Source organism: Amycolatopsis nigrescens CSC17Ta-90 (genome assembly GCF_000384315.1).
Classification (GTDB): Bacteria; Actinomycetota; Actinomycetes; order Mycobacteriales; family Pseudonocardiaceae; genus Amycolatopsis; species Amycolatopsis nigrescens.
The window spans coordinates 133212-158541 of sequence record NZ_ARVW01000001.1; the positions used below are offsets into that span (position 1 = coordinate 133212).

At 72.3% G+C, this 25330-nt stretch carries 22 protein-coding genes; 4 read left to right on the forward strand and 18 right to left on the reverse strand.

The genetic code is table 11. The features are described 5' to 3' along the window. The first annotated feature begins 9 nt into the window (after nt 1-9). On the forward strand, nt 10-699 hold the full coding sequence (locus AMYNI_RS43185; RefSeq protein ID WP_020666011.1) for a TetR/AcrR family transcriptional regulator: 690 nt from the start codon (nt 10-12) through the stop codon (nt 697-699). An 86-nt stretch (nt 700-785) separates the two neighbouring features. Here AMYNI_RS43185 and AMYNI_RS0100595 read toward each other — a convergent pair whose 3' ends face one another. From AMYNI_RS0100595 to AMYNI_RS0100650, 12 genes are all read right to left on the reverse strand, one after another. Continuing rightward, complete coding sequence (locus AMYNI_RS0100595) at nt 786-1259, reverse strand: carboxymuconolactone decarboxylase family protein (protein WP_020666012.1); 474 nt, start codon at nt 1257-1259, stop codon at nt 786-788. A gap of 102 nt (nt 1260-1361) precedes the next feature. Further along, the gene (locus AMYNI_RS0100600; RefSeq protein ID WP_020666013.1) at nt 1362-2192 is read right to left on the reverse strand and encodes an HpcH/HpaI aldolase/citrate lyase family protein; all 831 of its coding nucleotides are present in this window, start codon (nt 2190-2192) and stop codon (nt 1362-1364) included. A gap of 4 nt (nt 2193-2196) precedes the next feature. Next, the gene (locus AMYNI_RS0100605) at nt 2197-3381 is read right to left on the reverse strand and encodes a CaiB/BaiF CoA transferase family protein (RefSeq protein WP_040406322.1); all 1185 of its coding nucleotides are present in this window, start codon (nt 3379-3381) and stop codon (nt 2197-2199) included. After that, nucleotides 3381-5363, reverse strand: coding sequence for an SUMF1/EgtB/PvdO family nonheme iron enzyme (locus AMYNI_RS0100610; protein ID WP_020666015.1), 1983 nt, complete (start codon nt 5361-5363; stop codon nt 3381-3383). The genes AMYNI_RS0100605 and AMYNI_RS0100610 overlap by 1 nt, the downstream gene beginning before the upstream one ends. Continuing rightward, nucleotides 5360-6694, reverse strand: coding sequence for an ADP-ribosylglycohydrolase family protein (locus AMYNI_RS0100615; RefSeq protein WP_020666016.1), 1335 nt, complete (start codon nt 6692-6694; stop codon nt 5360-5362). Before AMYNI_RS0100615 ends, AMYNI_RS0100610 begins: the two co-directional genes overlap by 4 nt. After that, nucleotides 6691-7845: an ADP-ribosylglycohydrolase family protein gene (locus tag AMYNI_RS0100620; RefSeq protein WP_020666017.1), complete on the reverse strand. Its 1155-nt coding sequence runs from the start codon at nt 7843-7845 to the stop codon at nt 6691-6693. Before AMYNI_RS0100620 ends, AMYNI_RS0100615 begins: the two co-directional genes overlap by 4 nt. Before the next feature lie 39 nt (nt 7846-7884). After that, complete coding sequence (locus tag AMYNI_RS0100625; RefSeq protein ID WP_020666018.1) at nt 7885-9159, reverse strand: ABC transporter substrate-binding protein; 1275 nt, start codon at nt 9157-9159, stop codon at nt 7885-7887. Between the two features lie 58 nt (nt 9160-9217). After that, complete coding sequence (locus AMYNI_RS0100630; protein ID WP_026359906.1) at nt 9218-10054, reverse strand: carbohydrate ABC transporter permease; 837 nt, start codon at nt 10052-10054, stop codon at nt 9218-9220. Continuing rightward, complete coding sequence (locus AMYNI_RS0100635) at nt 10051-10992, reverse strand: carbohydrate ABC transporter permease (protein ID WP_020666020.1); 942 nt, start codon at nt 10990-10992, stop codon at nt 10051-10053. The genes AMYNI_RS0100630 and AMYNI_RS0100635 overlap by 4 nt, the downstream gene beginning before the upstream one ends. Continuing rightward, nucleotides 10992-12017, reverse strand: coding sequence for a LacI family DNA-binding transcriptional regulator (locus AMYNI_RS0100640; protein WP_020666021.1), 1026 nt, complete (start codon nt 12015-12017; stop codon nt 10992-10994). Before AMYNI_RS0100640 ends, AMYNI_RS0100635 begins: the two co-directional genes overlap by 1 nt. A 178-nt stretch (nt 12018-12195) precedes the next feature. Beyond that, entirely contained in the window at nt 12196-12966 is a 771-nt protein-coding gene (locus AMYNI_RS0100645; RefSeq protein ID WP_020666022.1) for an SDR family NAD(P)-dependent oxidoreductase, read from the reverse strand. A 44-nt stretch (nt 12967-13010) separates the two neighbouring features. Then, the gene (locus AMYNI_RS0100650; RefSeq protein WP_020666023.1) at nt 13011-13409 is read right to left on the reverse strand and encodes a nuclear transport factor 2 family protein; all 399 of its coding nucleotides are present in this window, start codon (nt 13407-13409) and stop codon (nt 13011-13013) included. 81 nt (nt 13410-13490) lie between these two features. Between AMYNI_RS0100650 and AMYNI_RS0100655 the strand changes: the two genes are divergently transcribed. The 3 genes from AMYNI_RS0100655 to AMYNI_RS0100665 all read left to right on the forward strand — a co-directional run bounded on the left by AMYNI_RS0100655 (nt 13491) and on the right by AMYNI_RS0100665 (nt 19216). Continuing rightward, nucleotides 13491-16220: a helix-turn-helix transcriptional regulator gene (locus AMYNI_RS0100655; RefSeq protein ID WP_020666024.1), complete on the forward strand. Its 2730-nt coding sequence runs from the start codon at nt 13491-13493 to the stop codon at nt 16218-16220. Nucleotides 16221-16286: 66 nt separating this feature from the next. Next, complete coding sequence (locus AMYNI_RS0100660; RefSeq protein WP_020666025.1) at nt 16287-17732, forward strand: alpha/beta hydrolase; 1446 nt, start codon at nt 16287-16289, stop codon at nt 17730-17732. A 23-nt stretch (nt 17733-17755) separates the two neighbouring features. Next, nucleotides 17756-19216: an alpha/beta hydrolase gene (locus tag AMYNI_RS0100665; RefSeq protein WP_020666026.1), complete on the forward strand. Its 1461-nt coding sequence runs from the start codon at nt 17756-17758 to the stop codon at nt 19214-19216. A 1-nt stretch (nt 19217) separates the two neighbouring features. Here AMYNI_RS0100665 and AMYNI_RS0100670 read toward each other — a convergent pair whose 3' ends face one another. The 6 genes from AMYNI_RS0100670 to AMYNI_RS0100695 form a co-directional block, all read right to left on the reverse strand. Beyond that, on the reverse strand, nt 19218-20630 hold the full coding sequence (locus AMYNI_RS0100670) for a sensor histidine kinase (RefSeq protein WP_020666027.1): 1413 nt from the start codon (nt 20628-20630) through the stop codon (nt 19218-19220). Beyond that, entirely contained in the window at nt 20627-21301 is a 675-nt protein-coding gene (locus AMYNI_RS0100675; protein ID WP_020666028.1) for a response regulator transcription factor, read from the reverse strand. Before AMYNI_RS0100675 ends, AMYNI_RS0100670 begins: the two co-directional genes overlap by 4 nt. A gap of 51 nt (nt 21302-21352) precedes the next feature. Further along, nucleotides 21353-22150 carry an ABC transporter permease subunit gene (locus AMYNI_RS0100680; protein WP_020666029.1) on the reverse strand — a complete coding sequence of 266 codons (798 nt, stop codon included), beginning with the start codon at nt 22148-22150 and terminating at the stop codon, nt 21353-21355. Further along, nucleotides 22150-23064, reverse strand: coding sequence for an ATP-binding cassette domain-containing protein (locus AMYNI_RS43190; protein WP_020666030.1), 915 nt, complete (start codon nt 23062-23064; stop codon nt 22150-22152). The genes AMYNI_RS0100680 and AMYNI_RS43190 overlap by 1 nt, the downstream gene beginning before the upstream one ends. Before the next feature lie 97 nt (nt 23065-23161). Continuing rightward, nucleotides 23162-24085: a hypothetical protein gene (locus tag AMYNI_RS0100690; RefSeq protein WP_020666031.1), complete on the reverse strand. Its 924-nt coding sequence runs from the start codon at nt 24083-24085 to the stop codon at nt 23162-23164. Further along, the gene (locus AMYNI_RS0100695) at nt 24082-25263 is read right to left on the reverse strand and encodes an LLM class flavin-dependent oxidoreductase (protein WP_020666032.1); all 1182 of its coding nucleotides are present in this window, start codon (nt 25261-25263) and stop codon (nt 24082-24084) included. The genes AMYNI_RS0100690 and AMYNI_RS0100695 overlap by 4 nt, the downstream gene beginning before the upstream one ends. Nucleotides 25264-25330 lie beyond the last annotated feature (67 nt).

Genomic DNA, 25330 nt, shown 5'->3' on the forward strand with positions numbered 1-25330 from the left:
GGAGGCACGATGGCCGCCACTCGCCGCCGCAGGCCGCGGAACAGCCTGAACCAGCAGGTGATCGTCGACGCGGCCTTCGCCATCGTCGACCGGAGCGGGGTCGAGGCGCTGACCTTCGCCGCGCTAGGTCGCGCGCTCGGCGCCCACCCGACCGCGATCTACCGGCACTTCCGGGACAAGGACGAGCTGCTGCTCGCGATCACCGACGCGTTGCAGGCGCAGTCCCAGGAGAGCGGCCTGGCCACCACCGACGACTGGCGAGCCGACCTCCGCCGTGGTGCGCTCAACCTGCACACGGCCTATCTGCGGCATCCCCAGCTCGCGCAGCTCGCGGCCAGGACCGCACGCCGGCCGCACGAGTTTCGCGGGGTGGAGCACATCCTGTCCTGCCTGCGCCGGGCAGGCTTCGACGACGAGGCCGCCGCCCGCCACTACCGCGCTTTCGGCGATTTCGTGCTGGCGCACTCCAGCCTGGACGCCGCGCTGGCCGCACTCGATCCGGACGTGCGGGACGCCGACCTCGCGGCATGGGACGGGCAGTACCGCAGGCTGTCCGAGCAGGACTATCCGAACATCGCCGCGGTGGCCCGGTATCTGCCGGCGCTGGACGATCCCGGCAACTTCACGTTCGCGCTGGACCTGATGATCGAGGCGATCGCCCGCAGGTCACCCGGCGCGAAGGACGATCACCCGAGCTGACCCCGCAGGCGGGCTGGTCGATCAACCGGGATCGGCCGGACCGCCGGGTGGACGAGCACCGGCGGTCGCGGCCAGGTTAGGGCCGGTCAGCCGAACTGGCCGACCTGGTAGCCGCCGGCGGGCTGCTGGACGATCACGTTCAAGCGGTTGAAGGCGTTGATGAAGGCGATCAGCAGCACCAGTGCGGTGAGCTCCTCCTCGTCGTAGTACTTGGCCGCGTTCGCCCATGCGTCGTCGGTGACGCCACCGGCCGCGTCGGCGACGCGGGTGCCCTGTTCGGTCAGCTCCAGCGCGGCGCGCTCGGCGTCGGTGAACACCGTGGCCTCCCGCCAGGCCGCGACCAGGTTGAGGCGGGTCTGGGTCTCGCCGGCGTGCGTGGCTTCCTTGGTGTGCATGTCGGTGCAGAAGCCGCAGCCGTTGATCTGGCTGGCGCGGATCTTCACCAGTTCCTGCGTGGCGGCCGGCAGCGTCGACTCCGCGACCGGCTTGCCCGCCGCGATGAGGTGCTTGAAGGCCTGGCCCGCGAGCGGGCTGCCGAACAGGTTCAACCGGGCGTCCATGACGCACTCCTTGCCGTTGTTGGTAGTTACACCTCATTGACACCGCAGCCCGGCGAAATGTGACAGCCCGGCAGGTGACCTGGGTCTCGCCAAGGGTGCGCACTAGGTGGCGGCCAGCGCCGCCAGCTCGATGATCTGCCGGGCCCGGCTGACCATGGCCGCGTCCACCATCCGGCCGTCGGCGAGCACGATGACCCCGCGCCCGGCCGCGACCCCTTGGTCGAAAGCGGAAAGCAGTTCCCGCGCTCCGGCCACTTCGGCCGTGGACGGGCGGAACGCGGACCTGATCACCGGCAGCTGCCTGGGGTGGATGGCGCCGCGGCCGACGAAACCCAGCCGCCGGCCGGCCCGGCAGGACTCGGCCAGCCCGGCGAGATCGGCCACGTGCGGGTAGACCGACATGACGGGCGGCTCGAGACCGGCGGCCCGCGCGGCGACGACGATCCGCGAACGGGCGTAGGACAGCCCGGCGTCGTCGCTGAGGCCGAGGTCGCCGCGCAGGTCGGCTTCGCCGAGCCCGATCCCGGCCACCCTGGCGGACGCGGTGGCGATCTGGTAGGCCGCCTCCACACCGCGGGCGGTCTCGATCAGGCACTGCAGCTTCGTCCCGGTGGCGGCCAGCCGGTCCAGGGCGGTCACGACGTCCGCCGCGGCTTCCACCTTCGGCAGTCGGACAGCGCGCAAGGACGGCTGGTCCTCAAGCGCGGCGAGATCGGCCTCGGCCCACGGGGTGCCCAATGCGTTGACGCGAACCTCGACGGCGCCCGGCGGCGCATCCGGCAGCCATTCGGCGACGGTGGCGCGGGCCTGTTCCTTGTGCTCCGCGGCGACCGCGTCCTCCAGGTCCACGATCACCACGTCGGCACCGGAGACGAGCGCCTTGGCGAACCGGTCCGGGCGGTCGCCGGGCACGTACAGGTAGGTCAACGGCACGGGCTCATACCACCTTCGCCGCCCGCAGCCCGGCGATCTCCGACGGCGAGCAGCCCAGCTCGGTGAGCACCTCGTCGGTGTCCGCGCCGTGCGCCCTGCCGGCCCAGCGGATCGCGCCGGGACTGGCGCTGAGCCGGAACAGCACGTTCTGCATCCGCACCGGCCCGAGCTGCTCGTCGGGCACGGTGGCGATCGTGCCCAGCGCCTGGAACTGCGGGTCGGCCATGATGTCGCGCGCGTCGTACACCGGCGCTATCGCCGCCTGCGCCCGTTCGAAGGCCTCGACGACCTCGCCGGAATCGCGAGCGGCGATCCACTCCCCCACCGCCGCGTCCAGCTCGTCGGCGTGCTCGGCCCTGGTGCGCCCGGTGGCGAACCACTGCCGCTGCACCAGATCCGCGCGTCCCACCAGGTGCAGCACGCGTTCGGCGATGCTCTGCGAGCTGGTGGACAGGGCCAGCCAAACCCCGTCCCGGCTGCGGTAGACGTTGCGGGGCGCGTTGTTCGCCGACCGGTTCCCTGTCCGCGGCTGCACCACGCCGAGCTGGTCGTAGGCGGTGAGCTGGCCACCGAGCATGGCGAGCATCGGCTCGATGATCGCCATGTCGATGACCTGCCCGTGCCCGGTCCGGTCGCGATCACGCAGGGCGGTCGTGATCGCGAACGCGGTGGCGATCGCGGTGATGCCGTCCGCCAGGCCGAACGGCGGCAGCGTCGGCGGGCCGTCCGGCTGGCCGGTCACCGCGGCGAACCCGCTCATCGCCTCGGCCAGCGACCCGAAACCCGGCCGTCCCGCGTACGGGCCGACCTGGCCGAACGCGGTCACCCTGGCGATCACCAGCCCGGGGTTGACCTCGTGCAGCCGTTCCGGCGCCAGGTTCCAGCGCTCCAGCGTGCCGGGGCGGAAGTTCTCCACCAGCACGTCGGACCGCTCGGCGAGCGCGAGCAGCAGCCGTGCACCGTCCTCTTTGGACAGATCGAGGGTGAGTGCGCGCTTGTTGCGGCCGAGCGTCTTCCACCACAGCCCGATGCCGTCCTTGGCCGCGCCGTGCCCGCGCGCGGCGTCCGGCCGCCCCGGATGCTCGACCTTGACCACGTCGGCGCCGAAGTCGCCGAGGTGGGTGGCGGCCAGCGGCCCGGCGAACAGCGTCGCCGCGTCGATCACCCGCACCCCGTGCAGCGCCGCCATCAGCCGGCCACCTGCACCGCGCACCGGAAACCAACGCAGGCCGAGCGCTCCAACCCGCCGCCGGGCAGCACCAGCTTCAGCTCCCACTCCGGCGGTTGCGGGCCGCCGTCGACGTACCAGTCCGAACCTTCCGCGGCGAACCAGCCGCCGCCCTTGAGCAAGGCGAACCGGGTGACCCCGTCGGTGTGCTCGCTCGCCGTCCAGTTCCACACCAGCGGATCGCGCCGTCCGGCACCCCGCTGGATGGCCAGCTGCCATTCCGCGGTGCTGGGCAGCCGCGCGCCGCGCCACCGCGCATAGGCGCGGGCGTCGTCGAGGCTGACGAAGGCGACCGGTTCGTCACCCGTGCCCGGCGCGGGTGCGGCACCGTTCCAGTGCGCGAGAAACCGGTGCGCCACCAGGGGCCGGTAGCCGGTGGCGGTCAGGAACTCGTGGAACTCCGCGTTGCTGACCTCCAGCCGGTCCACGGCCACCGCGCCGAGTTCCGCCTCGCGCTCGGTCTCGACGACGGAGTGCAGCTCGGGCGGCAGCGGTTTCCACGCGTCGATCCAGCGGGTTTCGCCGTGCTGACCGGTTTCGCGCAGCCGGTAGCGGACCGGCAGCACGTACCGGCCTGGCTCGATCCGCACCGCGTCCGCGGGCGGTTCGCCCACCGCCGCCGGTTCCGGCACCGGGCGCGCGGTCCTGGCGGGAAAGCCCGTGTCCCCGCCAAGCGGCGCCGCCGCCGGCGTGGCCAGCGGCACGGAACTCCTTACCAGGCAAGCAATTCCACCGGCCGCGACCTCGGTGCTGACGGCCCGTTCGTCGGCGTGCACGGCCGCGCCACCGGCCTGCTCGGACCAGCTGCCCACCGGATCCGTGCGCAGCACCGGACCGCGATAGGCGGTGTCGCCGCGGTTCACCACCGCCCACACGGTGACCCCGTCCAGGTCGTACCGGTGCGCGAACACGCCGGCCGCGACGGCGTCCTCGTGGTGATCGGCCAGCGGAGTCCACTCGCCCTCGGCGAACTGGCGGTGGAAAGCCCGTTGCAGCCGGCGCATCGCCCGCAGGGTCGCCAGATCGCGTTCGTTCCAGCCGACCCAGACACCGAACACGTCGTCCCAGACCAGCATGCCGCAGCCGTTCACCCAGGCCGACTGCAGTTCGGCGCTGTGGTCGCGGTTCCACCGCCTGGTGTGGTGCATCAGGTGCCGCCGCTCGAACCAGTGCGCGCGCAGCACCCCCGGCGCCGCGCTGTCGGCGAACCACTGCGCCCAGGAAAGCGCGTGGTCGGCGACCGCGGCCAGCGGCAGCCGGGACTCGCCTTCCAGCGCGACGTCCGGGCCGACCGCGTCGATCACGTCCCGCGCGCCCTCCTTCAGCGTGTCCAGGAAAACGCCGTCCACGCCGTAGTCCGCGACCAGCATCGCGATCTCGGCCGCGTCTTCGCGCCCGGTCCGCCTTGTCCCGCCGTCCCAGGGGTTGTAGTCGACGAACACCCGGAGCCCGTGCTCGTGGAACTCGCCGACCAGCCCGGCCAGCCCCGGCACGTCGCGGTAGTAGTCCCACTGGTTGCGCGGGTCCAGGCCGATCACCGGGTACGCGTGCCAGAGCACGACGGCGTCGAAGCCGCCATAGGTCTCTTCACCGCCGCGAAGGAACTCCGCGACCGTGAAGCGGCCGGTGGCCCGGTCGTAGAGCCGCTCGTCCCACAGCCACACCAGGCAGACCGAGTAGCAGCCCGCCGCCCAGCCCGCACGGGTGTAGGCCGGACCGGCAGCGCCGTCCATGCAGTACCGTCGACGCGCGGAGGCCCGCCAGCGGTGCAGGGTCTCGCGCCAGGCCGGCCAGTCCGCCGGGTCCTCCGGCGCGGCGAAGATCTTGGCATCGTCCAACTCGGTCAGGTCGGCGCGCCCGTCCAGCGGAACCTGGGCCGGCAGGTCGATCGGCCGCGGCACGGACAGGTCGCGGGGCTCGATCCGTGCTGGCTTGGCTGTCATCGGGCCGCCACCGCCAGCGTGCGGCGGGCCAGCTCGTCGATGGCAACGCGATCGAACCCGGGCAGGCTGCTCGCAATCCGGTTGCGCAACGGCTTCGTCCACTGTTCCGGCAGCCCCGCCGCTCCGGCCAGCGCCCCGCAGACCGCGCCCACCGTCGCCCCGGCCGAGTCGGTGTCCCAGCCCGCCGCCACCGCGGCCGCGACCGCGGCACCGAACTCGCCCTCGGCGGAAACCAGCGCGTACGCGATCAGCGCGGCGTTGTTCAGCACGTGCACCCAGTGCAGCGCACCGTAGACGGCGTGCAGTTCGTCCAGCGCCGCCTCCAGCGGCAGCCCGCTGCCGCCCAGATCGGCACCGAACCGCACCGCTTCGGCCAGCGCGCTGTCCGGCGGAACCACGGAGAGTCCACAATGGACTACTGCATGGACGTTCGTGCCGGTCACCGCGGCCGCGCTCATCGCGGCGACGAACATCGCGCCGTAGACGCCGTTGCGCCGATGGCTCAGCCGGGCGTCGACATACGCCAGCCGCGCGGCGGCGTGCGGGTCACCGGGACGCACCCAGCCGTACACGTCAGCACGGATCAGCGCGCCGATCCATTCGCGGAACGGGTTGCGCACCACGGCGGCCAGCGCGGGCGGCACCGCTTCGAGCAGGTTGCGGTAGGCGGCGCGTTCGGCGGTGAACACCCGCCCGGCCGGCAGCTCGGTCAGCCAGGACTCAGCGACCTGCTCGGTGCTCAGCTCCCCGCCATGCCGTTCCACCAGCTCCAGCGCGAGCATGGCGAAGTTCAGGTCGTCGTCCTCCGGCATGCCGTCGATGTTCTCGGCGAGACTGGTCGGCCTGCTGCGCCGGTTCCACGGCCAGCGGGCCGCCACCTCGGCCGGCAGCCCGGCCTCGGTGAAATAGCCGCGGATCGGCCAGTTCCCGGTGGCGCGGGCGATCTCCTCGATGCCGGCGCGCGGGATCTTCTCCACCGGCTTGCCCAGCAGGCAGCCCGCCGCGCGGCCGAGCCAGGCCCCGTGCAGCCGGTCGAGCAGTGCCTCCTCGGCCGGCACGGGCAGCGGCGGCGGCTCGGTCCACCCCGCCGGGTCCAGCTCTTCGGTGGACCGCAGGGCTGCCGTCAGCCGGTCCAGCTCGTCGAGCAGCCCGCGCGCCAGTTCGCGCAGTTCCGGGTCCCCCGGCTCCGAGGCCCCACCGGCGACGGGCACCAGCGAACCCCCTGCGGCGGACCACTTCCCGGCCTGCACGGTCACGTCGGCGCCTTCGGCCGCGGCCTGCACCAGCTCGTGCGCGACCAGGTCCTCCGGCTGCACCCAGGTCAGTCTCATCGCGCGCCCCCGGCCGGTGCCGACAGCCGTTCGAACGCCTCCCGGCGGGCGCGCACCCGCGAGTCCTCCGCCGCGGCCAGCTCACCGGCCAGCTCCGCCAGCACCCGGCCCGGTGCCTCGATGTCGATCTTGCTAGCCGCCGAGACCTCGGTCCGCCACTGCTGGGGCACCGCGGAAAGCCCGCCCAGCGCACCGCAGATCGCGCCGGCCATGGTCGCGATCGAGTCCGCGTCGCGGCCGTAGTTCACCGCGCCGAGCACCGCCTCGCGGTAGTCGCCGCCGGTGAGCACCAGCAGCCCCAGCGCCACCGGCAGCTCTTCGATCGACTTCGTCCGGCTCGGCCGCCGGGCATCCGGCGACGGCTGCCGGTAATGCGGGCCCACCGTGTCGAAAGACGCGACGGCCTCCCGCAGCGCGGGATTCCCGGTGCGCCAGTCCTTCTCGCCATCGGCGGCCGAGCACACCGCCTCGATCGCCGCCCTGGTGCCGTCGTGCGCGAGCGCCAGGCAGGTGTCCACCACCGCGGCCGGGGTGGCGCCGGGCGCCATCGCCGCGGCGACCGCGGCCGCGAACACCCCCGCCGCCTCACGCCCGTAACTCGACTGGTGCGCCCCGGTGATGTCGATCGCCTCGTGGTAGGCGCGTTCCGGATCCATCGCGTTCACCACGCCCACCGGCGCCATGTACATCGCGGCCCCGCAGTTGACGATGTTGCCGACCCCGGCCTCCCGCGGGTCGACGTGCCCGTAGTGCAGCCTGGCGACCAGCCACTTCTCGGCCAGGAACAGCCGGCTCAGCAGCAGCGCGTCCGTCTCCAGCTCCGGCACCCAGCGCTTGTCCCCGATCAGCCGCGGCACCAGGCCGTCCGCCACGGCGTACGCGTCGAGATGGCCGCGCCGCTCCGCGTACACCTCCACCAGCGCGTGCGTCATCAGGGTGTCGTCGGTGATGTGCCCGTCGCCCTTGTGGTACGGCGCGATCGGGCGGGCCGTGCGCCAGTCGCTGAGGAACGGGCCGACCACACCGGTGACCCAGCCGCCGTGGCGCTCTCGGATCTGCTCCGGCGTCCAGCCCTCCGTCGCACCGCCCAGCGCGTCCCCGACGGCGGCCCCGGCCACGGCACCGATCGCCTTGTCCTGCAACTGATTCACGAAACCCCTCCCACGCCCTTCACTTCGCCACCTTCGGAATCACTGGTTGACCTGCGACCAGCCCTCCGTCAGCCGCTTGCCGAGATCCGGCAGGCTGATCTTGTCCGCCAGGTACTGCTGGAAGGCCGGGGTCGCGATCTGGTCCTTCCAGCGCGGATAGTTGGTCACCGCCTGGAACGGCGCGGCGACCAGGTTGCGCGCCCCGTCCAGGGTCTGCTTCCAGCCGTTCTCGCCACCGGTCGCCTTCATGATCACGTCACGGGCCTCCTGGGTGGCCGGGATCAGCCAGTCGCCCTCCCCGACCGCGGCCAGCCGGTCCGCCTGCATGAAGTAGTTGATGAACGCGGTCGCTTCCTTGACGTGCTCGCTGCCCTGCGACACCGACAGCGTCTGCGGGTTGGCGGCCTGGTTCGCCGAGCTGCCCGAAAGCGGCGGCAGCACCGTCCACTTGAACGAGTCCGGAGCCTGCTCGGCGATCTGCTGGGCCACGTAGTTGCCCTGCACCACCATCGCGAACTCGCCGGCGTAGAAGCCGGGCAGCACGTCGGTGCCGGACTGGGTCAACGTGGTCGGCGCGAGCGACTTGTCCACATAGGCCATGTCGTGGATGCGGCGCGGCACCTGGTTTTCGTTGTCCCCGACGCGAACCTGCGCATCCCGGTCGGTGCCGGTGAAGTACGTGCCGCCGAAGTTCAGCCCCAGGTTCATCATCGGCGCGGTCGGCGACTTGAGCCCCCAGCCGACCCCGAAGGAGCCATTCGCGGTCGCCTTCTTCGCCATCGCCTGCAGCTCGTCCCAGGACATGCTCGGCCCGCTCGGCACCTCGATCCCGTTCTTGCTCAGCAGGTCGGTGTTCGCCATGACCACATAGGACTGCAGCAGGGTCGGCGCCGCGTAGGTCTTGCCCTCGGCCGAGACCACGTCCCATAGCTCCTTCGGCACGGAGTTCTTGACCTCCGGCGCCAGGTCACCCGAGATGTCGGCCAGATAGCCCTGCGGGATGAACCCGGAGATGTCGGCCGCCTCGTCGTGGATGATGTCCGGCGCGGTGCCACCGGCGAACTGGGTGACCAGCTGGTCGTGCACCGAGCTCCAGGTGCCCTGGCTGTACTCGACCTGGATGTCGGGATGCGCGGTGTTCCAGTCCTGCACGATCTTCTGCACGGCGGCGACCGACGCGGGTTGGAAGGCCAGGCTCTGGAACTTCAGGTTGACCTTGCCACCGCCTTCGCCGCTGTCCGAACCGCAGCCGGTGAGCAGTCCGGCGGCGGTCACCGCGGTCACCGCGGCGACCCCGATCCTGGTAAGTCTCATCTCCACTCCTTTGTGGTCGATGTTTCTTGCACCCGAGTGTCTGTTTCGGCCGGTGCGCTCACCCCTTGACCGCACCGGCCAGCAACCCCGACGTGAGCCGGCGCTGCATGATCGCGAACACCAGCAGGCTGGGAATGGTGGCCAGCACCGAGCCCGCGGCCAGCGGGCCGAGGCTGACCTGCCCCTCGGCGCCGACGAACCGGGCCAGCGTCAGCGGCAACGTGCGCAGGTCCGAGTCCTGGATCAGCACCAGTGCGAAGAAGAACTCGTTCCACGCCGAGATGAAGGAGAACATCGCCACCGCGACCAGTCCCGGTCGCAGCAGCGGCAGCACGATGCTGACCAGGATCCGGATCCGGCTCGCGCCGTCCACCGCGGCCGCCTCCTCCAGGTCCACCGGCAGCGCCGTCACGTAGCCGCGCAGCATCCACAACGCGAACGGCAGGGTCCAGACCAGGTACACCAGCACCAGCCCGGGCAGGGTGTTCAGCAGCCCGAGCGAGCGCAGCAGCACGAACAGCGGGATCACCGTCAGGATCACCGGGAACAGCTGGCTGACCAGGATCCAGCCGGTGGCCACGCCCCGCAGCCTGGTCCTGAACCGCCCCAGCGCATACGCGGCGGGCAGCGCCACGACCACCGTCAGCACCATGCTGCCCAGCGCGACCAGCGTGCTGTTCAGCGCCGACCGCAGCAGTCCCGGCAGGCCGAAAGCCGCGGAATAGTTGATCCAGTGGAAATCGTGCGGGATCAGGCTCGGCGACACCGACGCCAGCTCGGTCGGCGACTTCAGCGAGACCGAAAGCAGCCACAGCAACGGAAAGCCGAGGAAGACCAGATACGCCAGCAGCGCCAGGTACTGCCCCACCCGCCCGGCCGCGCTAGTCCTGTTCACCGCTCTCCCTTCCGCACACCGGCGCGCAGGTACAGCGCTAGGAAGATCACGATGACCACGACCATCGCATCGCCCATCGCGGAGGCGTAACCGAACTGGCCGTACCGGAAGGCCTCGTTGTAGGCGAACAGCATCGGCAGCATCGTCTGCCCGCCGGGGCCGCCGGCGGTGAGCACGTACACCAGGTCGAAGGAGTTAAAGTTCCAGATGAAGTTGAGCGCGGTGATGGCCAGGATGACCGGCCGCAGCTGCGGCAGCGTCACCTTGGCGAACCGGCGCCAGGTGCCGGCCCCGTCCACCGCGGCCGCCTCGTGCAGTTCGCGCGGCACCCCCTGCAGGCCGGCCAGCAGGGTGACCGTGGTCTGCGGCATGCCCACCCAGACCCCGACCACGATCACCGCGGGCAGCGCGGTCCGGAAGTCGCCGAGCCAGTTGATCCCGGTGTCGATGACGCCGGTCTCCCGCAGCGCCGTGTTCACCGGACCGACCGTGGGATCGAGCAGCAGCCGCCACATGATCGCCACGATCACCGGCGGCATCGCCCACGGGATCAGCATCAGCGTGCGCGCCAGCCCCCGCAGCCGCAGGTTCTGGTTCAGCAGCAGCGCCAGCCCCAGTGCGAGCAGGAACTGCAGCACGGTCACCGAGACCGCCCAGAGCAGCCCGATCAGGAAGGAGTCGAGGAACAGCTCGTTGTGCCAGAGCTTGACGAAGTTGTCCACCCCGACGAAATCGATCTTGGTGCCGGCCCCGGCGCGGGCGTTGGTGAAACCCAGGTAGATGCCCCAGGCCAGCGGCACCGTGCTGAGCACCAGCACCGGGATCAGCGCGGGCAGCACCAGCATCCATGCCTCGCGCGAACCCCGGCCCCGCCCGGTGTTCCGCACCGGCACCGGGGCGGTCCGCGGCGGCTCGACCATCGGCGCCTTGGTGACCATCAGCGCCGCCCCTTCCCGCGCGCGAGCGCGGTGGACGAGCGCAGCACCAGTTCGGGCTGCACGGTGACCCTGCCGGTGGCCCGCGCCGGTTCAGCCAGCCGGTCCAGCAGCATGGTGGCGGCGATCCGGCCGCGTTCCTCCGAACCGAGCGACACGCTGGTCAGCCCTGGGGTTGCCAGTTCGGCGAGCTCGGTGTCGTCCATCCCGGCCACCGCGATCTCCTCCGGCACGCGCAGCCCGCGCGCCCGCAGCAGCCGCATGGTGCCGATCGCAAGCAGGTCGTTGGCGCAGAGGATCGCGTCCGGCCGGTAGTGCTCCAGCAGCGCGGCGGTCGCCTTCTCCCCCGCGTCGTGCGTGAAGTCCGCGGCGACGACGGTCTGCTCCGGCGCGATCGGCCGTTCGAGTGCGCGCATCGCCCGCCGGAAACCCCGCGAGCGCGCGATCCCCGGCACGGTGTCGATCGGCCCGTTCACGAAACCGATCGCCGCCCGGCCGGTGCCGGCCAGATGCCGCACGGCCAGCCCGACACCGCGGGCCGAGTTGGCGCGCACGTTGTCGATGTCCACCCCGGGCGGCAGGCTGCCGACCACGGTCACCGGCACCGGCGCCCGCCGCAACTCGGCGACCAGCTCGTCGGTGATCCGCAGCGGGCTGAGGATCAGCCCGTCCGCATAGCCCCGGTGCAGCCCGCGGATCAGCTCGATCTCGTCCAGCGGGTCGGCGCCGGTGGCGGAGACGACCAGCCGGTAGCCCGCGGCGCGGACCACCTTTTCGATCGAGCGCATCATCGCGACGTAGACCGGGTTGCCGAGATCGGCCACGGCGAACGCGAGTTGCTCGGTGCGGCGAACTTTCAGCGAGCGGGCCGTCGCGTCCACCACGTAGCCGAGCTCGTCCGCGGCCTGGCGCACCCTGGCGACCATCTCCGGACTGGCCGACGCCCCGTTGAGCGCCCGCGACGCCGACGCCACCGAGACCCCGGCCCGCCGGGCCACTTCCGCGAGGGTCGCACGGTTCGCCGTCACCAGTCGCTCCCGTCCTTGGAATCGATTCCACGGGAGTCTGGATGGTGGCTCAGTAGCTGTCAACCATAGAAGCTAGTTGGGTGGAAACGTTTTCATCGGCGACTGGCCCTTACCGACCTCGTGAGTGAAAACGGTTGCCCCGGCAACACTTTTCACTCACGACCGTTGACCTGGGGGTTTAGGGCGCCATGCCGGCCAGCTTGCCGCCGTCCACCGGCAGCGTGACGCCGGTGACGAAGGACGAAGCTTCCGAGCACAGCCACACCGCCGCCGCGGCGACCTCCTCCGGGCTGCCGATCCGGCGCATCGGCAGCCCGTGCGCGACGTGCTCCCGTGCCTGCTCGCCGGCCTGGCGCAGGGCGGCGGTGAAGATCGGCCCCGGCGCCAGCGCGTTCACCCTGACCCCGGCGCCGGCGTAGTCGAGCGCGGCGGTCCTGGTCAGGCCGACCACGCCGAACTTGGTGGACACGTACCCGGCGATCCCGGCAACCGCCTCCAGGCCACCGGTCGAGGACATGTTCACGATCGCGCCGCCACCGCTGTCCAGCATCGCCGGGATCTCGTACTTCATGGACAGGAAGACCCCGCGCAGGTTGACCGCCACCGCCTCGTCGTACTCCTCGATGCTCAGCTCGGCCAGCGGGGTCGGCCGGTGCCGGGCGGCCGCCGCGTTGTTCACCGCCGCGTCGAGCCGGCCGTAGGCGCCAAGGGTCTGCTCCACCAGCCGCCGCACCGAGGCCGGGTCGGCGACGTCGGTGGGCACGGCCAGCGCCCGGCCGCCCGCCGCGGTGATCTCCTCGGTGACCGCGGCCAGCTGCTGCTCACCGCGGGCGGCCAGCACGACCGTGGCGCCCGCCTGGCCGAACGCCTTCGCGGTGGCGGCGCCGATGTCGCGGCTCGCACCGGTCACGATCGCGACGCGGCCGGTCAGCGGGCGGGCGGTGCTCATCTCTGCTCCTACTGGTCGATTCGGTCGATCGGTCCCGGACGTGCTCAGCGGCCGGGAATCGGCGGCGCGCCCGGCGTCCCGGCGATGAAGCTCGAATGCACCCCGGCGAGCTGCCACTGCCCGGCCGGCTTGACCACCACGATCGTCACCCGCACCTGGCTGGGGATCGGGTGCCCCTGGTAGGCGCCGTCGACCTGCTGCGTGGCGATGACCACGGCGGTGTCGCCGTAGAGCCGCACGCTCGGTTCGGTCACGTCGAAGGAGGTGTAGGTCAGCGCGCTGGTCTCGTGCCGGGACAGCCAGTCCTCTTTGGACAGCGTGAAGCCGAGCGGGCCGACGCCGGTGAAGTCCTCGGCAAGGTAGCCCCCGAGCGCGGCCGCGTCGCCGGCCACCTCCGCCGCGCCCCAGCCGGACAGGAACTCGATGATCTCCGATTCGCTCATGCCCCGACCCTAGGAGCAGCCATGACCCATCCGAATCAGCGAAATCGCCAGTCTCAGGGGTGAGGCGCTACCTTCGGAGTCGTGCTGGCTGGCCGCGCCAAGGAGCGCGAGGTGATCGACGCGCTGCTGGAGCGCGCACGGGCCGGGCGCGGCGGCGGCCTGGTGCTGCACGGCGAGCCCGGCATCGGCAAGAGCGCCCTGCTGGAGTACGCCGCCGGGCGGGCGGCCGGGATGCGGGTGCTGCGCACGGCGGGCGTCGAACCGGAGTCCGACCTCGGCTACGCCACCCTGCACCGGCTGCTGCTGCCCGTGCTCGGCTCCCTCGACCGGCTGCCGGAACCGCAGGCCCGCGCGCTGGACGTGGTGTTCGGCCAGGCCGCCGGGCCGGTGCCGGACCGCTTCCTGGTCGCACTGGCCACCCTGTCCCTGCTGTCCGAGGCCACCGCCGGTGAGCCGCTGCTCTGCCTTGTCGACGACGCGCACCACGCCGACCCGCCGTCGCTGGACACGCTCGCCTTCGTCGCACGCCGGCTGGACGCGGAGCCGATCGCGCTGATGCTGGCCGCCCGCGCCGACGAGGGACGGCCGCTGCGCACCGGCGGCCTGATCGACCTGGCGCTGGCCGGACTGGACCGGGAGGCGGCCGAGTCGCTGCTCGCCGAGCACGGCGGCGGCGAGCTGTCCGCGACCGAGCGCACGCAGCTGCTGCGCGCGACCGCGGGCAACCCGCTGGCCATCCGCGAGCTGCCCGCCGCGGCGCTGCGGCCCGCACTGGTCGCCGGCCGGGCCGAGCCGCTGCCGCTGGCCGCCGTGCTGCAGCGCGCCTTCCTCGACCGCACGCTGAGCCGGGACCCGGCGGCGCGGTGGCTGTTGCTGCTGATCGCGGCGGACGGGACCGGGAACCCCGACACGATCCTGCGCGCGGCCGGTCTCGATGGCCCGGAGCCGTTCGACGAGCTGGACGACCTGGTCACCACCGACGGTGCCCGGCTGGGCTTCCGGCATCCGCTGATCCGCTCGGCGATCTACCACGGCGCGGGCCCGGCCGAGCGCCGCCGCGCGCACCGGGCGCTGGCGGAGGCACTGGCCGGGGAGCCCGCCGAACAGGACCGCCGGGCCTGGCATCTCGGCCAGGCCGCGGACGCCCCGGACGAGCTGGTGGCCGAGGAGCTGGAACGCTCGGCCGAGCGGGCGAACCAGCGGGCTGGCCAGGCCACCGCGGCCGCCGCACTGGCGCGGGCGGCCGAGCTGAGCACCTCGGACGCGCTGCGGGCCCGGCGCTCGGTGGCCTCGGCGACCGCCTGGTGGCAGGCCGGTCAGCCGGCCGAGGCCGCCGCGCTGCTGGACCAGGCCGAACGGATCGCGCCGCGGGAGGAGACGGTCCGGCTGGACACCGCCGGGCTGCGGGCGCTGATCGAGTTGCGCACCGGCGACCCGTCCGACGCGCTGGGCCTGCTGCTGCCGGTGCTCCCGGCGGCTCTGCGGGCGAAACCGCGGGCGATCAGGCTGCTGATGCTGTTCGGCGAGGCCGGTTTCCACGCGAACGCCGCGCACGCCTGGCGGCAGATCTCCGAGCTGGTGGAACGGCTTCCGCTCACCGGCCAGGACGTGGACGACGTGCTGGCCAGGCTGTTCCGCGCGGCCTGCCGGGTGCGGGTCGGCGGGGACCCCGGGTTGGAGCCCGGTGACCTGGCGGCGATCGAGCGGCTGGCCGACCCGGCCAGGCTGGGCTGGGCCGGCGGGATGGCGATGGGGCTGGAGGACCACGACCTGGCCCGGCGGCTGCACCGCAAGGCCGCCCAGCGGGCCAGGGCGCTCGGCGCGGCCGGCACCCTGGCCTCGGTGCTGGAGTACCTGGTCGCCGACGAGCTGGCGCGCGGCCGGTTCGACACCGCCGAGGCCAGCGCCGAGGAGGGCTACCGGTTCGCGGTGGAGACCGGCCAGCCGAACACCGCGTGCCGGCACCGGAGTTCGCTGGCCCTGCTCGCCGCCCTGCGCGGACAGGAGGAACGGGCCCACCGGATCGCCGAGGAGGTGCTGGCCGAGGCGAGCGAGCGGCGGCTGGCCAGCGTGATGGTGTCCGCGCACCAGGCGCTCGGGCTGCTCGAACTGGCCGCCGGCCGGGCCTCCGAAGCGCTGGCCCAGTTCACCACCATGTACCGCGGCGGGAGCGCCACCCATCCGGGGATCGCGCTGTACGCCGTCCCGGATCTGGTCGAGGCCGCCGTCCGCGCCGGTGCGCCTGAACGGGCCATCGAACCGCTGGCCAGGCTCACCGGGCTGGCCGAGTCGACGAGCGCACCCGAACGCGGCGCGCTCGCCGCGCGCTGCCGGGCGCTGCTGGCCACACCGGGGACGGATGACGCCGAAGCCGCCTTCCGCCTCGCGCTGGACCTGCACGCCAAGACCGACCGGCCGATGGAGCAGGCCCGTACCGCGCTGCTGTTCGGTGAGCACCTGCGCCGCGAGCGGCGGCGGGCCGACGCGCGCCACCACCTGCGGGCCGCGCTGGACACCTTCCACCGCCTCGGTGCCTCGGCATGGGCCGCCAGGGCCACCGCCGAGCTGCGCGCCACCGGCGAGACCACCAGCGGGCACGAGCCGGACGCGCTGGCCGCGCTCACCCCGCAGGAGCAGCGGATCGTGGCCGCGGTCAGCGCCGGGTCGACCAACCGGGAGATCGCCGCGCAGTTGTTCCTCAGCCCCCGCACGATCGACTACCACCTGCGGAAGGTCTTCCAGAAGACCTCGGTCGGCTCGCGCGCCGAGCTGGTCCGGCTGGTCCTCAGCGGCGAGGGGAACTCTCCCTGAGGACGGACGCCGAAGATCCGTCTCCAGCCAGATGACGCGGTCACCCGCGAAAGCGAGAGTGACCCGGTGAAGAAGAACTGGAAGAGCGCGGCCGGAAAACTCACCGGCCTGTCCGCGATCGCCGTACTGGCCGGGTCACTGGCGCTCAGTGGATCGGCGGCAGCCGAATCCGGGCCGCCGGTGTCCTGGCACGCCTGCTTCGACGGCCTGGAATGCGGCGCGATCAGCGTTCCCGCCGACTGGGCAAGGCCGGGTTCGGCCAGAATCGCGGTGGGACTGGGCAAACTGCCCGCCCGTGATCAGTCCAAAAAGGTCGGTACGTTGCTGGTCAACCCCGGCGGGCCGAATCCGGTGCTGTTCGCCCTACCCGACCTGAAGGCGATGCTGCCGGACCTGACCGAATGGTTCGACGTCGTGGTTTTCGACCCGCGCGGCATGGGCGAGAGCAGCGGCGTCACCTGTCCGTCCCGGCAACCGGTGGCACCGCAATGGCCACCACCGGACCGGTCCGCCTACCTGAAATACGCCGCGGAGCAACGAAAATTCGCCCTCGGCTGCGCGCGGGAGCTTGGCCCGTTGCGGGGCAAGCTGAACTCCTGGCAGGTGGCGCACGACATGGACGCGATCCGCGCCGCGCTGCGGCAGCCGAAGCTCAGCTACTTCGGCAACTCCTACGGCACCGTCTACGGCCAGGCCTATGCCGAGTTGTTCGGGCACAAGGTGTCCAGGATGTACCTGGACAGCGTGGCCGACCACACCAGCACGGACCTGTACGACCTGATCGCGCCGAAGGCCGCGCTGCTGGAGGAGACCCTCATCCGGTTCGGCCGGTGGTGCACCGCGGAAACCAGCTGCGCCCTGCACGACCGGGACGCGCTGGCGGTCTGGGACCGGGTCGTCGCCACCGCCACCCGGCAGCCGATCCCGGCGCCGGGCGCGGGCGACGCCGTCACCGCCGGTCTGTCCACCATCATCGGCTCCGGCTCCTCGATGGTCCGGTGGCAGGACACCTGGCCGCTGCTGGCCACCGCACTCGCCGAAGCCGACGCCGGTGACGCCACGAAGTTCGTTCCGCCGCCGCGGCCGCCCGGCCCGGACCTGCCCGGCGCGGAGCTGATGGGCATGGCCACCTGCGCCGACCTCGATTACGACCTCAGCCACCGACAACTCAAGGCGGTCGAGCAACGGCTCCGGGAGCACGGCGCCGCGCGGGTCGGCTGGAGCGAGATCTGGAACTCCCTCGGCAGATGCGCCGGAATGCCCAGGATCGGCACGTTCCCGCCGCATCCGATCGAGCCGCTGAGCACGCCGACACTGCTCGCGAACGGAGCCGCCGACTCCGCGACCCCGCCCGAGCACGGCCGCCGGGTCGCCGGTCAGCTCGGTGGTCGTCACCTGGTCGCAGAGGGCGGTCATGCCTTGTACCTGACCGGGAACCAGTGTGTACGCCGGCACGCCAACCACTATCTGGTCACCGGCGAGCTGCCGCCGGACGGCACCACCTGCACCTGATCACCGGTGCTAACGTCGGGCGGATGCGACGCCGCCTGCTGACGGCCGGCGCGGTGGCGGTGCTGGCGGTGCTGGTACCGACCGCCTGCACCGCGCCACCGCCCGGCCAGTCCCTCGACTGGCGGGACTGCGCGGAATTCGACCGGGGGCAGCCGCAGCCAGGTGCGCTGGACGTGCCCGGCGTGGAATGCGCCTGGCTGACCGTGCCGCTGGACTACGCGAACCCGGAAGGGGAGACCGCGCGGATCGGCGTTCTGCGGCACCGGGCGACCGGCCCGAAAGTGGGCACGCTGGTGTGGAGTCCCGGCGGCGGGCTGGACTACGGCATGCGCTCGGCCGCCGCGCTCGCCGGCCAGGACACCGAACTGGGCAGGCGGTTCGACCTGATCGGTTTCGACCGGCGCGGCCTGGGCGCCAGCACCCCGACGGTGCGCTGCTACGACGAAACCGACTGGGCGGCCGACCGGGCCGCCGACCTCGGCAACGCCGCCAAGCTCCGCCGTTACGCCGAGAAGTGCCTGGAGCGCAACGGCCGGGACGTGCTGGCCACCCTCGGCACCAGGGAGGTCGCCAAGGACCTCGACCTGCTGCGCGCGGCACTCGGCGAGCGGCGGCTCGACTACTACGGCGCGTCCTCGGGAACCAGGCTCGGCATCAGCTACGCCGAGCAGTTCCCGGGCAACCTCCGCACCCTGGTGCTGGACAGCCCGATCGGTACCAGCGAACCGGATCCGGTGGACCAGGCCGGCAAGGCGGGCGCCGCCGCACAACGCTTGTTCGACGAGTTCCTGCGCGACTGCCAGGCTCGGCCGGACTGCCCACTCGGCACGGAACCCGCGCGGGGCACCGAAATCCTGCCCGCCCTGCTGACCGGCGTGCGCGACCGGCCGGTACCGGCGGACGGGAACCGCACACTGTCCTTTTCGGACTCCGTCACCGCGCTCACCACCGCGCTGGGCGACCCCGGCCGGTGGGACGCGCTGCGCGCCGGGCTGACCGAGCTGGCCGGCGGCACCGGCACCGGTCTGCTGGCCATCGCCGAGGATGCCTACCGGAACAACCTGCCCGGCTACGACCTCGGGAACGCGCTGGTGTGCGTCGACGGCGCGCGCACCAGCCCGTCGACCGCGGCCGTTGCCGACCGGGAGTTCCGCGCCGCGGCGCCCTTCCTCGCCCCGTACGGCGACACGGTCGGCATGCCCACGGTGTGCCCGTACTGGCCGATTCCGCCGACCTTCGAACCGCACCTGCCGCGGGCCCCCGGCCTGGCGAGCGCCATGGTGCTCGCCTCGACCGGCGACCACGCCACTCCCTACCAGAACGGGGTCGACGTCGCGCGGGGGCTGAACGCACGGCTGCTCACCTTCGAAGACCAGCAGCATGTCGCGTACCTGCACAGCACGCCCTGCGTGGACGACACCACCACCCGCTACCTGGTGGACGCGGCCCTTCCCCCGCAGGACCTCCGCTGCCCTTCCCGGTAGTTCAGGCTCGCGGCAGGGAAAGCCGGAAGGTCGCGCCGGCGCCGGGCGCGGTGTCCAGTTCGAGGGTGCCGTCGTGTGCGACGGTCAGCGAGTGGGCGATGGCGAGCCCGAGACCGGCCCCGCCGGTGTCGCGGCTGCGCGAGGTGTCGGCGCGGTAGAAGCGTTCGAACACCTTGGCCGCCTGGTCCGCGTCGAGGCCGGGGCCGTGGTCGCTGATCTCCAGCACCGCCCGGTCCCCCACCGCGCCGACCCCGATCCGGATCGGGCCGCCGGCCGGGGTGTGCGCGATCGCGTTGCCGACCAGGTTCGCCACCACCTGCCGCAGCCGCGACTCGTCGCCGGTCACCGGCGCGGGCCCCGGTTCGCCGCCGCCAGGGCCGGTGAGCGTGACCTCGCGGGTGGCGTCCAGGGCGCGCGCGTCGTGCAGCGCGTCGGCAGCGAGCGTGCGCAGGTCCATCGGCTCGAGGCGCGGGACCGGCCGTTCGTCCAGCTGGGCCAGCAGCAGCAGGTCGTCCACCAGCCCGGCAAGCCGCTGCGCCTCGCGTTCGATCCGGTCCATCGTGCGGTCCACCTCGATGCTGTCGCTACCGGCGCCCATCCGGTGCAGTTCGGCGAAACCGCTGATCCCGGCCAGCGGGGTGCGCAGTTCGTGGCTCGCGTCGGCGACGAACCGCCGCATCCGCGTCTCGGAGGCGGCCCGCGCGGCCACCGCCTGCTCGATCTGGCCGAGCATGCCGTTCAACGCCACGGCGAGGCGACCGACCTCGGTGCCCGGCGGCGCCAGGTCCGGTACCCGGCGGGATAGATCACCGGCCGCGATGGCCGCCGAGGTCTCCTCGATCCGGCGCAACGGGCGCAGCCCGGCCCGCACCGCGAACCAGCCGAGGACCGTCAGCAGCGCGAGCACACCGAGCCCGACGAGCACGCAGACCGTCGCCACCTCGGCGACCGTGGCGTCCACCCGGCTGGTCGAACCGGCGACCACCACGCTGCCCGGCATATCTGACATGTCAGATACTGCCCTCGGCAGCGCGAGCACCCGCCAGCCCGGCACTTCGAACGGCTGCCCGGCCCGTTCCGCAACCGCCGCCGAATCCAGCTTCGGCAGCGCGGGCATCGACTCCGGGCGCAGTTCCCGCTCCGGCCTGCCGTCCGGTGCGAGATAGCCGAGGTAGAGGTCTTCCACCAGGTCCGGTTCCTGGACCGTGCCCTCCGGCCGGAGCCCGGCGAGCTGCCGGAAGACCGGTTCGGGCAGCAGTGACAGCGCCGTGGCACCGGCCTGCAGCTGCAGGTCCACCTGTTCCACCAGCGGGCGGCGCAGGGTCGTCAGCACCACCGCGTCGCTGATCATCACCCCGGCGGCCAGCAGGCTCACCGTGCTCAGCAGGATCCGCGCCCGCAGCGAACGCCTCATTCCGGCACGCGCAGCACGTACCCGACCCCGCGCACGGTGTGGATGAGCCGTGGCTCCCGGTTGTCCACCTTCCGGCGGAGGTAACTGATGTAGGACTCCACGATGCTCGCGTCGCCACCGAAGTCGTAACGCCACACGTGGTGCAGGATCTGCGCCCGTCCCAGTACCTGCCCGGCGTGCTCGACCAGGTACCGCAACAGGGTGAACTCGGTGGGAGACAAGGAGATCCACCCACCATCGCGGCGCACCCGCCGTCCGGCCGGGTCCAGTTCCAGGCCGGGCACCGGCTGCGCCGCCCCGGCACCGGCGCGACGGAGGATCGCCCGGATCCTGGCGATCAGCTCCTCCAGCTTGAACGGCTTCGTGACGTAGTCGTCGGCGCCGCCGGTGAGGCCGGTGACCTTGTCCTCGTCACCGGCGCGGGCGGTCAGGAAGAGCACCGGCGGATGCCGGCCGCCCGCACGGAGCCGGCGCAGCACCTCGAAGCCGTCCAGATCGGGCAGCATCACGTCGAGCACCACCAGATCGGGCCGGGTACGAGCCGCGGCCTCCAACGCCTCGGTGCCGGTGGCGGTGGCGCAGACCCGGAAGCCGGCGAAGCGCAGGCTGGCGGCGAGCAGCTCCCGCAGGGTGGGTTCGTCCTCCACCACCAGCAACTCGGCTTCAGGCATGGCATCGACAATGCCAGACAATCGGCCAGACAACCGGCCAGACGGGCCGCATCACGCGTCCCTGGTGCGCAACAGCAGGTACCCGGCGAACAGCACGGCCGCGACGAAACCGCACAGCAGGCCGAACCCGGCCCACGGCGCCAGCGCGTCCGGATCAGGCAGCACGGTGATGATCCGCTCGCCGGCGGCGCTCGGCCAGTACCGGTTCATCCACTGCGCCCACGCCTCCGGCAGCGCCTGCGCGATCGGCCGGACCAGCAGCGTGAGGGTCACCAGCAGGCTGATCGCGCCCGCCGTGGACCGCGTCAGCACGCCGAGGCCCAGCCCGAGCAGACCGATCACGACCAGGTACAGCCCGCCGCCGAACACCGCACGCAGCACACCCGGCTGGTCCAGCGCGGCGTGCGGCACCCCCGCCCCGGCGAAGAACCCCTGGCCGATGAGGAAGGAGGCGAAGGTGATGATCTCGCCGACGACCAGTGCCACGGCCGCGAACGTCAGGCCCTTGGCGGCGAGCAGGCGACCGCGGCGCGGCACCGCGGCCAGGCTGGTGCGGACCATGCCGGTCGCGTACTCGGAGGTGATCACCAGCGTGCCGAGCACACCGATCGCGAGCTGGGCGACGATGAGGCTGGTGAGGCTGACCGCGGTCGGGTCGAAAGCGGCCCTGTCCTCGGCGGTGCCGAGGTGGTACGCGCCCGCCTGGGCACTGGCCGACAGCGCGCCGACGCCGATGCCGAGCACCATCGTGACGAGCGCGGTGTACCAGGTGGAGCGCAGGCTGCGCAGCTTGGTCGACTCGGAGCGCAGGACGTGCCCGAAATTGGCCGTCGTGGTGAGCGTGGTCATCAGGCCACCCCGAATTCGACGGCGTCGCGGGTCAGCTCCATGAAGGCGTCCTCGAGCGAGGTCCGCCGCGGGGACAGCTCGGCCAGTGCGATCCCGTGGCCGGCGGCGAGGCCGCCGATCTCCGCGGCGGTCAGCCCTTCCACCACCAGCGCACCGTCCACTGTGGAGTCAAGGTGGGTGGCCACCGGCCGCAGCAGGCCGGCCAGCCCGTCCTGGTCGGCACTGCGCACCAGCACCGACCGGTCGGAGTTCGCGTCCAGGAACTCGGTGATCCCGGTGTCCGCGATCAGCCTGCCCTTTCCGATCACGATGAGGTGGTCGGCGGTCAGCGCCATCTCGCTCATCAGGTGGCTGGAGACGAGCACCGTGCGCCCTTCGGCAGCCAGTTTCCGCATCAGGGTCCGGATCCAGCGGATGCCCTCGGGATCGAGGCCGTTGACCGGCTCGTCGAACATCAGCACCCCGGGGTCGCCGAGCAGCGCGGCGGCGATGCCGAGCCGCTGGCTCATGCCGAGCGAGAACCCGCCCGCCGCCTTGCCGCCCGCTTCGGACAGCCCCACCGCGTCGAGCACCTCGCGCACCCGGCGCGCGGGGATCCCGTTGCTCTGCGCCAGGCAGAGCAGGTGGTGGTAGGCGGTGCGGTTCGGGTGCACGGCCTTCGCGTCGAGCAGCGCGCCCACCGCGTGCAGCGGCGCGGGCAGTCCGGCGTAGCTCCGGCCCGCCACGGTCACCGTGCCGGCGCTCGGTACGTCCAGGCCGAGGATCATCCGCATGGTGGTGGTTTTGCCGGCCCCGTTCGGCCCGAGGAACCCGGTGACCACCCCCGGTCGGACGGCGAAGGTCAGCTCGTCGACGGCGAGCTTGCCGCGAAAACGTTTGGTGAGGCCGCGGGCCTCGATAGTCGCTGTACTCATGGACCCGAGACTCACCAGCCCGGGTAACGCCGAGCTGGGCACCTTCCCGCCGCGAGGCCGGTGACTTGGCGCGGCTCCCAGGAAACTCCCAGGAAGCTCACTTCAGGCCGGGGATGACGATGCTGAGCGCGCTCGTGGCCAGCGGCGCGAGAATGCCGAACGCGGTGGTCAGGTTCTTGGCGACGCTCGCCTCCGTGCCGAGCAGCTGCGCGAGCCGGGACCGGCCGGCCGCCCATTCCTCGGTGAGCCTGGCGTCGGCGGGCAACGGGTAGACCACGTCGGTGAACAGCAGGCAGCGCTTGCGCCATGCCAGGAAGGTCGGCACGTAGATCAGCAGGAAGACGGCGGTGAACAGGGCGCCGTACATCAGCACTGCGTCGGCGGGGAACCTCTTCTCGCTGACGCCGTTGGCCAGGAACGCCTTGCGCTGCGCGCCCGCGTCCACCACGGCGGTGGACACGATCATGCTCAACGTGGCCAGGCCGCGGCTCAGGCTCCGGCGGCAGTCCAGCAGGTCGGCGAGCACGTCGTCGGCCCGCCGCGGCGGTTGCGCACCGCCGTTCAGCAGCTCGGAGATCAGCCGCAGCCGGGCGTAGGCGAGCCAGAGACCGAGCACGGCGGGCGCGGCGGCGGCCACCCCGCACACCACCAGTGCGCGGGAGACCCACGCGACCGACACCGGCGGCAGGGCGGCCACCCCGTTCGCAGTCCACAGCCCGGCGACCACGATCGAAGCCACCAGCACGTAGATGACCAGCGGCTGCCAGACCGGCACCCCGGTGCGAGCGCGCCAGTTCGCGGCCAGGTCCTTCGAACGCGAGTACAGCAGGGCGTAGATCACCGCGGTGGCCGCGACCAGCCCGGACCAGAGCACGAACTCCGGCGATCTGGCCACCGCGGTGTTGCCACCGGACGCGAGCACCACCTGCACGAGCAGGCCGCAGCCGAGGAAGACGACCACACCGCCCAGTGAGGTCAACGCGGGCAGCAGCCTGCGCAGGCGCTCGCGCCCGGTGCTCATTTCCGGCCGGGGTCGAACTCGGGGATCAGCTCGCCGATCAGCCGGATGCTGGTCAGCACCTGCTCGTGCGACAGCTGGCCGACCTGGTGGAAGCACATCAGCCGGTCGATCCCGAGGTCCGCGTAGACCCGGAGCTTCTTGCGGCAGGTCTCCGGGCTCCCGACGATCAGCGAGTCCTGCGCGCTGAGCACCTCGAAGATCTCGTCGTCGGGCACCTGCTCGCCCTCCAGGATCCGACCGATCACCAGCTGCGCCGGGGTCGGCGGCTCGTTCACCTCTTCGCGGAGGAACTCGCCGGTCAGCCCGCCGCCGGCCGGATCGTCCAGCAAAGCCTGATGCCGCGCCAGATTCTCCAGGAACGCGGCCCTGGCCTCGAAGAAGCCCAGTGCGGTGACCGTGTACCAGGCGGCGGCCGCGGCGGCACCGCCGCGCATCGCCTCCTCGTCGGTTTCGGCGCAGTGCACGAAGGTGAAGAAGGCGATCTGGTCGTTCACGAACGCGCCGACCGGGTTCTCGCAGCGGCCGACCGCCGCCCGGTAGAGCCCGGTCATCCGCCGGACCCGCTCCAGCGACTCCCAGAGCGTGGTGCCGAGGACGCCGACCCCGCGGCGGCCGGCGTCCTCGAACGAGGAGGGGCTGGCCGCTGCCTGCCACAGCGGCGGATGCGGTTTCTGGTACGGCTTGGGCGAAATCGGCACGTCGTCGATCTGGTAGCCGTCACCGTGGTAGGAGAATCGCTCGGTGGTCCACATCCGCGGCACCATCTCGAACGCCTGCTGGGTCTGCGGGCGCACCTGCTCGGGGTCGATGCCGAACAGCCGCCATTCCGGCGCGGTGGACCTGGTCAGCCCCAGCTCCACCCGGCCGGCGCTGAGGTGGTCGAGGGTCGCGGCCCGCTCGGCGACCCGGATCGGATGGTTGAACCTGGCCGGTGCGAGCACCGCCGAATGGCCGAGCCGGATCGAGCTGGTGTGCTGCGAAATCGCCGCCAGCAACAACTCCGGCGCCGACGAGAGGCTGAACTCTTCGGCGCCGTGGTGCTCCACCTGCCACCAGCAGCCGTACCCGAGCTCGTCGGCCAGCTTGGCCTGCTCGATCGCCTGCCGGAACCGGTCCTGCTCGTGCCCCTCCCGCCACGGCCGGGGATCCTGGATCTCGTTGAAAATATCGATCTTCATCTTGTCTTCTCCGTCCGGCCGGCGAGCAGATCACCCTTGCCATCCGCCCGCTATCCCGCCCCGTTAC